The sequence below is a fragment of the Klebsiella sp. CN_Kp091 genome (genome assembly GCF_040065095.1).
GTDB lineage: Bacteria > Pseudomonadota > Gammaproteobacteria > Enterobacterales > Enterobacteriaceae > Klebsiella > Klebsiella aerogenes.
Genome location: NZ_JBEAIO010000037.1, coordinates 40,972 through 53,473, shown reverse-complemented (window position 1 = coordinate 53,473; position 12,502 = coordinate 40,972). Strand labels below are relative to the sequence as shown.

The 12,502-nt window shown below is 54.1% G+C and carries 10 protein-coding genes; 3 read left to right on the top strand and 7 right to left on the bottom strand.

Annotation, left to right across the window (positions count from 1 at the left end; genetic code table 11):
* Positions 1 to 5: 5 nt before the first annotated feature.
* The 7 genes from ABLV17_RS14750 to leuL form a co-directional block, all read right to left on the bottom strand.
* Positions 6 to 869 (bottom strand): shikimate dehydrogenase, encoded by an 864-nt coding sequence (locus ABLV17_RS14750; protein ID WP_045376448.1) that lies wholly within the window; start codon positions 867 to 869, stop codon positions 6 to 8.
* 11 nt (positions 870 to 880) lie between these two features.
* Entirely contained in the window at positions 881 to 2,914 is a 2,034-nt protein-coding gene (locus ABLV17_RS14745) for an FAD-dependent oxidoreductase (protein ID WP_308957708.1), read from the bottom strand.
* A gap of 369 nt (positions 2,915 to 3,283) precedes the next feature.
* Positions 3,284 to 3,889 carry a 3-isopropylmalate dehydratase small subunit gene (leuD, locus tag ABLV17_RS14740; RefSeq protein WP_087860895.1) on the bottom strand — a complete coding sequence of 202 codons (606 nt, stop codon included), beginning with the start codon at positions 3,887 to 3,889 and terminating at the stop codon, positions 3,284 to 3,286.
* Positions 3,890 to 3,899: 10 nt separating this feature from the next.
* Positions 3,900 to 5,300 (bottom strand): 3-isopropylmalate dehydratase large subunit, encoded by a 1,401-nt coding sequence (leuC, locus tag ABLV17_RS14735; RefSeq protein WP_047065212.1) that lies wholly within the window; start codon positions 5,298 to 5,300, stop codon positions 3,900 to 3,902.
* Between the two features lie 2 nt (positions 5,301 to 5,302).
* Positions 5,303 to 6,394: a 3-isopropylmalate dehydrogenase gene (gene leuB / locus ABLV17_RS14730; protein WP_015368262.1), complete on the bottom strand. Its 1,092-nt coding sequence runs from the start codon at positions 6,392 to 6,394 to the stop codon at positions 5,303 to 5,305.
* Positions 6,394 to 7,965 carry a 2-isopropylmalate synthase gene (gene leuA, locus ABLV17_RS14725; RefSeq protein ID WP_015368261.1) on the bottom strand — a complete coding sequence of 524 codons (1,572 nt, stop codon included), beginning with the start codon at positions 7,963 to 7,965 and terminating at the stop codon, positions 6,394 to 6,396. The genes leuB and leuA overlap by 1 nt, the downstream gene beginning before the upstream one ends.
* Before the next feature lie 93 nt (positions 7,966 to 8,058).
* The gene (gene leuL / locus ABLV17_RS14720) at positions 8,059 to 8,145 is read right to left on the bottom strand and encodes a leu operon leader peptide (protein ID WP_020079614.1); all 87 of its coding nucleotides are present in this window, start codon (positions 8,143 to 8,145) and stop codon (positions 8,059 to 8,061) included.
* Positions 8,146 to 8,748: 603 nt separating this feature from the next.
* On the opposite strand from leuL, the gene leuO reads away from it, so the two are divergent.
* The 3 genes from leuO (at position 8,749) to ilvN (ending at position 12,326) form a co-directional block, all read left to right on the top strand.
* Complete coding sequence (leuO, locus tag ABLV17_RS14715) at positions 8,749 to 9,717, top strand: transcriptional regulator LeuO (RefSeq protein WP_015368259.1); 969 nt, start codon at positions 8,749 to 8,751, stop codon at positions 9,715 to 9,717.
* Positions 9,718 to 10,107: 390 nt separating this feature from the next.
* A complete protein-coding gene (gene ilvI, locus ABLV17_RS14710) occupies positions 10,108 to 11,832 on the top strand; it encodes an acetolactate synthase 3 large subunit (protein ID WP_087860893.1) in 1,725 nt (574 codons plus the stop codon).
* A 2-nt stretch (positions 11,833 to 11,834) separates the two neighbouring features.
* Positions 11,835 to 12,326 carry an acetolactate synthase small subunit gene (gene ilvN / locus ABLV17_RS14705; protein ID WP_015368257.1) on the top strand — a complete coding sequence of 164 codons (492 nt, stop codon included), beginning with the start codon at positions 11,835 to 11,837 and terminating at the stop codon, positions 12,324 to 12,326.
* Positions 12,327 to 12,502: the final 176 nt, after the last annotated feature.

The following is a 12,502-nucleotide window of genomic DNA, read 5'->3' as shown; positions in this document are numbered from 1 at the left end:
GCCTCTTAGAACAGAATGCTCTTGACGTAGTCAACCGGCATCTCTTTGCCCGTCCAGATTTCGAACGCGCGCGCGCCTTGCCACAGCATCATTCCCAGGCCGTTAAGGGTGCGGCAGCCTTTTTTCTCCGCCACTTCCAGCAGATGGGTTTTACGCGGGTTATAGACGACGTCGGAGACAATCAGGTCCGGGCGCAGGAAGCTGTCGTTTGGCAGCAGCATCTGGCCTTCGAATGGTTTCATACCGACGCCGGTGGCGTTGGTGAGGATCACGCTGCTGTCGATTTCGGCGCGCAGCTTGTCATGATCGTCGAGATCGAAAAGGTGGATCTCGCAGTCGGTGTTATCGCGGATCTTGGCGACGGTCTGCTCGGCATTGGCGAAGAACTTGTCTTTACGGTTGAAGATCGAGATGGCCTTCACGCCGTCGAGCGCGGCCTGTACGCTGATGGCGGTAGCCGCGCCGCCCGCGCCGAGGATGGTCATCTTTTTGCCGATGATATCGATACCGGCTTCTGACAGCGCGCGCATATAGCCGGTGCCGTCGGTAATGTGACCGGTCAGGACGCCATTATCGTTGACGACGGTATTGACCGCGCCGACCAGCTGCGCCGCCGGTGAAAGCTTGTCGAGATACTGACAAATCTCGGTTTTATTCGGCATTGAGACGTTGTAACCGCGCAGTTTCAGCGCGCGGAAGCCCTGCACGACATCTTTTAGCTCCTGGTTATCGACTTCGAACGCCAGGTAGGCGTAATCGAGACCAAGATGCGCAAAGGCTTCGTTGTGCATGGTCGGCGACATGCTGTGTCTAATCGGGGTAGCGATTAAGCCAATCAGCTCGGTATGACCGGTAAGACGTTCTGCCATGATAAATATCCTCAATATGTTAAAAATGGAATCTGTTGCGCTTCGCGATTGCCGAGTACGCCCATGTCTTCGAGTATTTCCAGCACGTTGCGGCCTTCGCGCACGCCGTCAATAATTCGCCGGGCCGACAGGCTGTCGCCGATATTCATGATTTTTACGTTGTTGTCGGCGGCCCACTGGGCGATGTCGTCGAGACCTGCGCGGTTGGCGCGCATTCCCAGGCACACAAAGCCGTAGTCGAAGGGAATATCGAACGTGCCGTTGATGGTATTAACGGTGAAATGGTCTGGAGCGACGGCGGTCAATCGGGTCTGCATGTGTTGCTCCACCTGGTGTTCTTCCAGCATGGTCAACATCGCGTTTTTGGTAATAATGTCGAGGTCCTGTCCCGGCGCGTCCTGCATTTCAATCAGCACCGTTTCGGCGCCGCGCGCGGAAAAGTATTCGATGACGTCCAGGCCGACGGCGCCGCCGCCAACCACCACGATGCGTTTACCTGCGGCATCGGCAAAGGCGTCAAGGTGTTCAATCATGCCGGTTATTGAGAACAGGCGGCCACCCTTGGCGTCAATGTTCTCGCGCAGGCCGTCGATCGGCGGCAGTAGGGGAACCGAGCCGGTGGCGTTAACGATGAGCTGTGGATGCAGCGCGGCGACTGAAGCGACGTCGGCGCGTTTACCGACCTGCAGCATCAGATTACTGAGCCCGGAAAGGCGGTTTTTCATAAACTGCGGGAAATCGGCGATGCGCTTTTTCTCCGGCAGCAGCGCAATGGTGCTGGCCAGGCCGCCGACGTGGCTTTTCTCTTCCAGCAGCCAGGTGTTGCAGCCGACTTCCGCGGCGGTGCAGGCAGCTTCCATTCCGGCCGTGCCGGCGCCGATTACCACGACGTTGGTTTCGCGCGAAACACGCTGCTGTTTGTAAGCGTCGCCGTGGATGATGTCCGGGTTGATCGAGCAGCGCAGCGGGCGAGAGCGGGCGATGCGGTGATCCGCGCAGCCGATATTACAGGAGATGCATTTGCGCATCAGACGCTCATTGCCGCTTTGTACTTTCTGCACCCATTCAGGCTCGGCAATCAACCCACGACCAATGGCGATCAGATCGGCATCGCCGGTCGCGAGGATATCTTCGGCGATTTTTGGCGAACGAATGTTGCCGGCGATCACCGTCGGCTTATGGAATTTGTCGCGTACCGCGCGGGAGAGATAGCGCTTCCAGCCATCTTCCAGCGACATCTGGTCGATTTGCAGGTTCAGGTTATCGTTCTGCGCGGCAGAGACGTTAATGATGTCGACTTTGTCCTGACACAGTTCGAGGATGCGCAGCGAATCTTCCAGCGTGTTGCCGCCCTTTAAGAAATCGTCGGCGCTGATGCGCAGACTTATTGGGAAACGCGGCCCGACGCAGGCGCGAACCTTATCGATAATCAGGCTTAATATGCGGGTGCGGTTTTCGATACTACCGCCGAATTCGTCGGTACGTTTATTAAATAGCGGCGATAAAAACTGGCTAATTAAATAGGAGTGGCCGCCATGAATTTCTACACAGTCAAAACCGGCGCGGCGTACGCGCTCCGCGGCGTCGCCAAATTTGTCTACCGCGTGATAAATTTCTTCATGGGTCATTGGCCGCGGAATATTACCGTGCTTTTTCGACGGCGTGCTGGATGCGGAAAGCGGCGTCTGCCCATTCAGGCGATAAGCATAAGCCGAAGCACCAGCGTGATTTAGCTGAATCGCTACGCAGGCGCCGTGTTTATGAAGGGTTTCGGTTAATTTAAACAGACGCGGAATATATTGATCGTTATCGATACGTAACTGCGTCGTGCCATTGGAGGCGAAGGGAAAATCGATGCAGATATTTTCCACGGTAATGAGCCCGGTGCCGCCTTTCGCCCGCAGCTCGTAGTATTCAAGCTGTTCCTGCGAGACCTCGCCGTTGAGGGTAGCCATATTGGTGCCCATCGGCGGCATAATAATACGGTTTTTTATGGTCATCCCGTTGATGGTTAGCGGGCTGAATAGATGAGGATAGTGGCTCATTTAGGCTCTCCACAAGAACGGCAGGCGGCCCACGTTGTGAAGCAGGCGACGTGACGTATCTAAAGTTAATATTTCTCTGTCAGGAAAGATAACGAGCCGGGGAGGGGAAAAATAATGCTTTTTTTTGTGCTGAGCTATAGGGGTTTTCTATGGAGTTAACCGTTAATTCACATATTGGACGGTTTGTTTTAAATACTTCTGCTGATTATTTACTTGTCATTGTGGATCTATACAAAAATAGCCCGGCAACGCCGGTATAAATGCACGATGAGGTACGGGAAGGATAAATTTATCTATAAATTATACGTAATAATAGGCGCCGGAAAGGAACACAAAGAGAAAGCCCGGCTTGTTCGCCGGGCTTGAAGGTTAGTTCATAAAGGCGGGCTGTTGGCGCTCGTAGGCGGAAATCGCCTCTTCATGCTGCAGCGTCAGGCCGATGCTATCCAGGCCGTTGAGCATGCAGTGGCGGCGGAAGTCGTCGATTTTAAAGCTGTAGGTTTTATCCCCGGCTTTAACCACCTGCGCTTCAAGATCCACTTCAAAGCGGATGCCCGGGCTCGCCTGTACCAGCTTGAACAGCTCGTCCACCTGCTCATCGCTGAGCGTCACCGGCAGCAGTTGGTTATTGAAGCTGTTACCGTAAAAGATATCGGCAAAGCTTGGCGCAATCACCACTTTGAAACCGTAATCGGTCAACGCCCACGGCGCGTGCTCGCGCGAGGAGCCGCAGCCGAAGTTTTCACGCGCCAGCAGGATAGACGCCCCTTTATATTGCGGGAAGTTCAGTACGAACTCCGGGTTCGGTTGCTGCCCCTGGTCGTCGAGAAAACGCCAGTCGTTAAACAGGTGCGCGCCAAAGCCGGTACGCGTTACTTTCTGCAGGAACTGCTTAGGAATGATCGCATCGGTATCGACGTTTGCGGCATCCAGCGGAACCACCAGGCCAGTATGTTGGGTAAATTTCTCTGCCATGATGGTCTCCTTATTTCAAGTTACGAATATCGGCGAAATGGCCGGTCACCGCTGCCGCCGCGGCCATTGCCGGGCTGACTAAATGAGTGCGTCCGCCGCGGCCTTGACGGCCTTCAAAGTTACGGTTGCTGGTAGAGGCGCAACGTTCGCCGGGATTCAGGCGGTCGTTGTTCATCGCCAGGCACATGGAGCAGCCCGGTAAGCGCCACTCAAAACCGGCGTCGATGAAAATCTTATCCAAACCTTCGGCTTCCGCCTGCGCTTTCACCGGGCCGGAGCCGGGGACAACCAGCGCCTGTACGCCCGGCGCCACTTTACGTCCTTTGGCGATTTCCGCCGCCGCGCGTAAATCTTCGATTCGCGAGTTAGTACAGGAACCGATAAAGACTTTGTCGATCGCGACCTCGGTCAACGGTACGCCGGATTTCAGCCCCATATAGGCCAGCGCTTTTTCGGCGCTGGCGCGCTCGACCGGATCGCTGAAAGACGCCGGATCCGGGATAATATCGGTGACGGAGATGACCTGGCCTGGATTGGTACCCCAGGTGACCTGCGGCGCAATCTCTTCTGCCTGCAGCGTCACCACGGTATCGAAGGTGGCGTCATCGTCGGTTTTCAGCGTTTTCCAGTATTCCACCGCGTCGGCGAAATCCTGGCCCTTCGGCGCGTGCAGGCGGCCCTGCACGTAATTGAAGGTGGTCTCGTCCGGCGCGACCAGACCCGCTTTGGCGCCCATTTCGATTGCCATATTGCACAGAGTCATACGGCCTTCCATGCTCAGGTCGCGAATGGCTTCGCCGCAGAATTCGACCACGTGACCGGTCCCACCGGCGCTACCGGTTTTGCCGATGATCGCCAGCACGATGTCTTTCGCGGTAATGCCCGGCGCCGCTTTGCCACGAACTTCGATTTTCATCGTCTTCGCGCGACCCTGTTTCAGGGTCTGGGTCGCCAGTACATGTTCAACTTCAGAGGTGCCGATACCGAATGCCAGCGCGCCGAATGCGCCGTGAGTGGCGGTATGGGAATCGCCGCATACGATGGTCATCCCCGGCAGGGTGACGCCCTGTTCCGGGCCCATGACGTGTACGATGCCCTGGAATGGGTGATTTAAGTCATACAGCTCAACGCCAAACTCTTTGCAGTTCTTAATCAGCTCCTGCATCTGAATACGGGCCATTTCGCCGGAGGCGTTGATATCTTTGGTCTGCGTTGAGACGTTGTGATCCATGGTGGCGAACGTTTTGCCCGGCTGACGCACCGGACGACCGTGCGCGCGCAGCCCGTCAAACGCCTGCGGAGAGGTGACTTCGTGCACCAGATGGCGGTCGATATACAGCAGTGGGGTTTCATTCTGCGCTTCGTACACCACGTGCGCATCAAACAATTTTTCGTATAAGGTCTTCGCCATGATTACACCCCTTCCGCGACATAGCGGGCAATGATATCGCCCATTTCATCTGTACTGACCGCCGCCGTACCGCGCGCTAAGTCGCCGGTACGAATGCCTTCTTCTAATGCGCGGTTGATAGCGCGTTCAATGGCGCTCGCCGCGTCGCCCGCATCCAGGCTGTAGCGCAGCAGCAGCGCCAGCGACAGGATTTGCGCAATCGGGTTGGCGATATTTTTGCCCGCGATGTCCGGCGCCGAGCCGCCCGCCGGTTCATACAGGCCAAAACCTTGCTCGTTGAGGCTGGCGGACGGCAACATGCCCATAGAGCCGGTGATCATCGCGCACTCGTCGGACAGGATGTCGCCAAACAGGTTGGAGCACAGCAGGACATCGAACTGCGACGGATCTTTGATGAGCTGCATAGTGGCATTATCGATATACATATGCGCCAGCTCGACGTCCGGATACTCTTTGCCAATCTCGTTGACGATTTCGCGCCACAGGATAGAAGACTGCAGGACGTTGGCTTTATCGATTGACGTCACTTTGTGACGACGCTTGCGCGCCGATTCAAAGGCAATACGCGCGATACGCTCGATTTCAAAGCGGTGGTATACCTCGGTGTCGAAGGCTTTTTCATGCTGGCCGCTGCCTTCACGGCCTTTCGGCTGACCGAAGTAAATGCCGCCGGTCAGTTCGCGCACGCACAGAATGTCGAAGCCGTTGGCGGCGATATCGGCGCGCAGCGGGCAGAACGCTTCCAGCCCCTGATACAGTTTAGCCGGGCGCAGGTTGCTGAATAATTTGAAGTGCTTACGCAGCGGCAGCAGCGCGCCGCGCTCCGGCTGCTCGGCCGGCGGCAGATGTTCCCACTTCGGGCCGCCGACGGATCCGAACAGAATCGCGTCAGCCTGCTCGCAGCCATCAACGGTGGCTTGCGGCAGCGGCATGCCCTGACGGTCGATGGCGATGCCGCCAACGTCGTACTGGCTGGTGGTGATACGCATTGAAAAACGGTTACGAACGGCTTCCAGTACTTTCATCGCCTGGTTCATCACTTCCGGGCCAATTCCATCACCCGGCAAAACGGCAATATGATAATTCTTCGACATTACACGGTTTCCTTGTTGTTCTCTTTATTCTGAGCTTGGCGTTGCAATTCTTTTTCGACTTCGGCGGCGCGCCAGATATTGTTCAGCACGTGTACCATCGCTTTTGCTGACGATTCGACGATATCGGTCGCCAGACCGACGCCATGGAAGCGGCGACCGTTGTATTCCACAACAATGTCCACCTGACCCAGCGCATCTTTGCCGTGGCCTTTGGCGCTTAAGCCATACTTCACTAAGTCGATGTTGTAGTCCGTCACGCGGTTGATCGCCTGGTAGATAGCGTCAACCGGGCCGTTGCCGTTGGCGGCTTCGGTTTTGATGTCATCACCGCAGGCCAGCTTGATAGAGGCGGTAGCGATATCGCTGGAGCCAGACTGGACGCTGAAGTAGTCGAGACGGAAATGCTCTGGTTCTTCCTGCTGTTTGTTAATGAAGGCCAGCGCCTCCAGGTCGTAGTCGAAGACCTGGCCCTTTTTATCCGCCAGCTTCAGGAAGGCGTCATACAGATGATCCAGGTTGTAGTCGCTCTCTTTGTAGCCCATCTCTTCCATACGGTGTTTCACCGCCGCGCGGCCGGAGCGTGAAGTCAGGTTCAGCTGTACCTGGTTCAGGCCGATGGATTCCGGGGTCATGATTTCGTAGTTTTCGCGGTTCTTCAGCACGCCATCCTGATGAATACCGGAAGAGTGGGCGAAGGCGCCGGTACCGACGATAGCTTTGTTAGCCGGGATCGGCATATTGCAGATTTGGCTGACGGTCTGGCTGGTACGCCAGATTTCGTGGTGATTGATGTTGGTGTGCACGTTCATAATGTCTTTGCGCACTTTGATCGCCATGATCACCTCTTCCAGCGCGCAGTTGCCGGCGCGTTCGCCGATACCGTTCATCGCGCCTTCTACCTGACGCGCGCCAGCGTGGACGGCGGCGAGGGCGTTGCCGACGGCGATGCCTAAATCATCATGGGTGTGGACTGAAATAATCGCTTTATCAATGTTTGGTACGCGTTCGTACAGGCCGCTGATGATGTTGGCGTATTCAAACGGCATGGTGTAGCCGACGGTATCCGGGATATTAATGGTCGTGGCGCCAGCGCGGATAGCCGCTTCGACAACGCGAGCCAGATCGTCGATCGGCGTACGGCCTGCGTCTTCACAGGAAAATTCGACGTCATCGGTATAGTTACGCGCGCGTTTCACCATGTAAATAGCGCGCTCGATGACTTCATCCAGCGTACTGCGCAACTTGGTGGCGATGTGCATCGGTGAGGTGGCGATGAAGGTGTGAATACGGAATGCTTCCGCCACTTTTAAGGATTCCGCCGCCACGTCGATATCTTTCTCAACGCAGCGCGCCAGCGCGCACACGCGGCTATTTTTGATGGTGCGAGCGATGGTCTGCACCGATTCAAAATCGCCTGGGGAAGAAACCGGGAAACCGACTTCCATCACATCGACGCCCATACGTTCAAGGGCCATGGCTATTTGCAGCTTCTCTTTCACGCTCAGGCTGGCCTGTAACGCTTGTTCCCCATCACGTAAGGTCGTATCGAAAATAATGACTTGCTGGCTCATGGTTTAGATCCTTAATCTGTTGCCTGGCGCCTTGCTTCGAGCATAAAAAAACCCGCGCAATGGCGCGGGTTTAGTGTCTTGCTGGAAGATGACTTAACGCTGAACGTCGCCCAACAGCCTACCGCGCACAATGGATGCGTTTAGTAGTAGTAGGCTGGTGAAGCGAGTAGTGCGAATCATGCGTCATACTCCAGTTGAAATCGATATGCTTTTAGAGTTACTGGATAGCGGTTTTGATGTCAACCCCAGGCAAGATAAAAACTGTTTTTCACAAGCCTGGTGAATTAGCTAATTGTGCTGGATTATCCCTTGTTTCGCCGACGATCCTATTTGAGACATTTATCTGCCTCTGGAAAAATAAAACAATTAGAAAAAATTTTATCATAAAGGGGGGCGATAAAGACAGGAGGGAGGAATGTGCTTATCTTAATGAAACATAAGGGATTAGTGGTGTTGTCGTTGCTGGTTTTGAGAATTACAGGCGAGAGGAAGGATAACAAAGTGTTAATTAATAGCAGAGGGAAAATAGATAGTTAATTGATACTTAAATTGCAATTAACTAATAGTGGTGTTGTTTATTCCTGTGATCTATGGGTACACTTTATATCATCAAGTAAATGATATGTTTTAGGCGGGTTCCGGTGATGTCCTGTGAGGTTTTTCGTCGCTACTCATAACCTTGATATATTCCTAAAATTCAACTTTACCCTTTTGCAGATTTAATATGCATGATAAATGATATTGTCTTAATTAATTACTGCACTTTGGTAAAAGGAATTTAGCGTGACGGTGGAGTTAGATATGTTAATTGAAAATACTGAATATAAATCAGCCCCGGGACAGGAAGTCGTTAAACCACAACTGCGGATGGTGGATCTCAACCTGCTGACCGTCTTTGATGCGGTGATGCAGGAACAAAATATTACCCGCGCGGCCCATACTCTCGGCATGTCCCAACCGGCGGTAAGTAACGCGGTATCGCGTCTTAAGGTGATGTTTAATGATGAACTGTTTGTTCGCTATGGGCGCGGCATTCAGCCAACGGCGCGGGCATATCAGCTGTTTGGCTCAGTACGCCAGGCATTGCAACTGGTGCAAAATGAGCTGCCGGGTTCCGGTTTTGAACCGCTGAGTAGCGAACGCGTATTTAACCTCTGCGTTTGTAGCCCATTGGATAATTACTTAACCTCGCTAATATTTAATAAAGTTGGTGAAATCGCGCCAAATATTCATCTGGTCTTTAAATCAGCGCTACATCAAAACACCGAACATCAGCTGCGTTATCAGGAAATTGAATTTGTTATCGGCTATGAAGAGTTTCGTCGTCCTGAGTTCGCCTGCATACCTTTATTCAAAGATGAAATGGTTCTGGTTGCCAGCCGTAAACATCCGCGTATTTCCGGGCCGTTAACGGAAGCGGATATTTATCAGGAAGAGCACGCGGTCGTCGCATTGGATCGTTATGCGTCATTTAGCCAGCCGTGGTATGACTCCGTAGATAAACAATCCTGTATTGCTTATCAGGGCAATGCCATGGTCAGTGTATTAAATGTAGTTTCGCAAACCCACATGGTGGCGATAGCGCCACGCTGGTTAGCCAATGAATTCGCGGATAAATTAGACCTGCAGATATTACCGCTGCCGCTGAAGGTAAATAGCCGCACCTGCTTCCTCTCCTGGCACGAAGCGGCCGGTCGCGATAAAGGCCATCAATGGATGGAAGAGTTACTGGCGAATATCTGCCAGCGCTAATTGCCGTTATCTACAAAGGGGAGCGAAAGCTCCAGCTTATCTGAATAAATAGCCAAAAAGCAGAATATTATTCTGTTTATCACCGCGGGTTCTCGCAACCCGACGGTGAAAAATGGATGATTTTCTGCCGTAAGCCATTTTCCCCGAGTATTGGCTGTCTCATTTTGCTATTCATGAAGCAATCCTCCATATATTTCTCCAGATGCTTTCTTTTCTGCTTTTGAGACCCGCTGCAGACCCCGGCAGGCGAATTGCCTGCCTGTTGGCGAGCAGTTATGGTAATGCACAGCAAGTCGTTCACCTCAATGCGCTGCCGCTGGCGGCGCATCATACGACGCGCGCGGAAAATGACTTCCGCCGTCGTGAAAACAATAAGCCTGGAGGCAAACCATGGAGATGTTGTCAGGAGCCGAGATGGTCGTCCAATCGCTTGTCGATCAGGGCGTCAAGCAAGTATTCGGCTATCCCGGAGGCGCAGTCCTCGATATCTATGATGCATTACATACCCTCGGCGGCATTGACCATGTGCTGGTGCGCCATGAGCAGGCGGCGGTGCATATGGCCGACGGGCTGGCGCGCGCGACTGGCGAAGTCGGGGTGGTGCTGGTGACCTCCGGCCCGGGAGCGACAAACGCTATTACCGGTATTGCAACGGCTTACATGGATTCTATTCCGCTGGTCATTCTTTCCGGGCAGGTCGCGACCTCGCTGATTGGCTACGATGCCTTCCAGGAGTGCGATATGGTGGGGATCTCGCGGCCGGTGGTCAAACACAGCTTCCTGGTGAAACAGACTGAAGATATTCCAGGTATTCTAAAGAAAGCGTTCTGGCTGGCCGCCAGCGGCCGTCCTGGGCCCGTGGTGGTCGATTTGCCGAAGGATATTCTTAATCCGGCGAAGAAGCTGCCTTACGTTTGGCCGGATGCGGTTAGCATGCGTTCCTATAACCCGACGACCAGCGGCCATAAAGGGCAAATTAAACGCGCGCTGCAAACGCTGGTGGCGGCGAAAAAACCGGTCGTATACGTTGGCGGCGGGGCAATCAATTCGCAGTGTGAAGCGCAGCTGCGTACGTTGGTCGAAAAGCTGAAGCTACCGGTGGTCTCTTCATTAATGGGTTTAGGCGCTTTTCCGGCGACTCATCAGCAGGCGCTGGGGATGTTGGGGATGCACGGTACCTATGAAGCCAACATGACTATGCATCATTCTGACGTTATTTTTGCAGTTGGCGTCCGCTTTGACGATCGCACCACCAACAATTTGGCTAAGTATTGCCCGAACGCCACGGTGCTGCATATTGATATCGATCCTACGTCGATCTCCAAGACCGTCCCGGCGGATGTGCCGATCGTCGGCGACGCGCGTCAGGTGCTTGACCAGATGTTTGATCTGCTTGAACAGGAAGAGAGCCAGCAGCCGCTGGATGAGATCCGCGACTGGTGGCAGCAGATCGAACAGTGGCGTTCCCGCCATTGCCTGCAATACGACACGCAAAGCGGCAAGATCAAACCGCAGGCGGTGATTGAGGCTATCTGGCGCCTGACCAACGGCGACGCTTACGTGACTTCCGACGTCGGCCAGCATCAGATGTTCGCCGCGCTCTATTATCCATTTGATAAACCAAGACGTTGGATTAACTCCGGCGGCCTCGGCACGATGGGCTTTGGTCTGCCTGCGGCGCTGGGCGTGAAGATGGCGCTACCGCATGAAACCGTTATCTGCGTGACCGGGGACGGCAGCATCCAGATGAACATTCAGGAGCTTTCCACCGCCCTGCAGTACGAACTGCCGGTACTGGTATTGAACCTGAATAACCGTTACCTCGGGATGGTGAAGCAGTGGCAGGATATGCTCTATTCCGGCCGCCATTCGCAGTCCTATATGGAATCGCTGCCGGACTTCGTGCGCGTCGCTGAGGCTTATGGCCACGTCGGTATTCGCATCAGCGAGCCGCAAGAGCTGGAGGCTAAACTGGCGGAAGCGCTGGAGCAGGTGCGTAATAACCGTCTGGTGTTCGTTGATGTTACGGTTGATGGTAGCGAGCATGTTTACCCCATGCAGATCCGCGGCGGCGGCATGGACGAAATGTGGTTGAGCAAAACGGAGAGAACCTGATTATGCGCCGGATATTATCTGTATTACTGGAGAACGAATCGGGGGCATTATCCCGGGTGATCGGCCTGTTTTCCCAACGCGGCTACAATATTGAAAGCCTGACGGTAGCGCCAACCGACGATCCGACGTTGTCCCGCATGACCATCCAGACGGTGGGCGACGAAAAAGCCATTGAGCAGATCGAAAAGCAATTACATAAGCTGGTGGACGTGCTGCGGGTCAGCGAACTGGGCCAGGGCTCCCACGTCGAGCGTGAAATCATGCTGGTGAAAGTGCAGGCCAGCGGTTATGGCCGCGAAGAGGTGAAACGCAACACCGAGATATTTCGCGGGCAGATTATTGATGTCACGCCTTCTATCTATACCGTGCAGCTTGCCGGAACCAGCGATAAGCTGGATGCCTTCCTGGCCTCCTTGCGCGACGTCGCGCGCATTGTTGAAGTGGCGCGCTCCGGAGTGGTCGGCCTGTCGCGCGGCGATAAAATCATGCGCTAAACGCTGAAAAAATGACGTAAAAATAGCCCGGCACAAACTGTCGGGTTATTTTTTTGCGAATTCCGTAGGAACTGTGGACGAAAGCGGTTGCCGCGCTAACTATTCTGCGTTTAGATGTTATAAAAATGGATCTCTATACTCTAATGAGTATATCTATTTAATGGTTGTTTTTTGTA

What these genes read in the sequence shown, in the direction of transcription:
- leuC (WP_047065212.1), bottom strand. Translation starts at nt 5,300, where the DNA reads ATGGCGAAGACCTTATACGAAAAATTGTTTGATGCGCACGTGGTGTAC.
- leuB (WP_015368262.1), bottom strand. Translation starts at nt 6,394, where the DNA reads ATGTCGAAGAATTATCATATTGCCGTTTTGCCGGGTGATGGAATTGGC.
- leuL (WP_020079614.1), bottom strand. Translation starts at nt 8,145, where the DNA reads ATGATTCGCACTACTCGCTTCACCAGCCTACTACTACTAAACGCATCC.
- ABLV17_RS14750 (WP_045376448.1), bottom strand. Translation starts at nt 869, where the DNA reads ATGGCAGAACGTCTTACCGGTCATACCGAGCTGATTGGCTTAATCGCT.
- ilvI (WP_087860893.1), top strand. Translation starts at nt 10,108, where the DNA reads ATGGAGATGTTGTCAGGAGCCGAGATGGTCGTCCAATCGCTTGTCGAT.
- leuA (WP_015368261.1), bottom strand. Translation starts at nt 7,965, where the DNA reads ATGAGCCAGCAAGTCATTATTTTCGATACGACCTTACGTGATGGGGAA.
- ilvN (WP_015368257.1), top strand. Translation starts at nt 11,835, where the DNA reads ATGCGCCGGATATTATCTGTATTACTGGAGAACGAATCGGGGGCATTA.
- ABLV17_RS14745 (WP_308957708.1), bottom strand. Translation starts at nt 2,914, where the DNA reads ATGAGCCACTATCCTCATCTATTCAGCCCGCTAACCATCAACGGGATG.
- leuD (WP_087860895.1), bottom strand. Translation starts at nt 3,889, where the DNA reads ATGGCAGAGAAATTTACCCAACATACTGGCCTGGTGGTTCCGCTGGAT.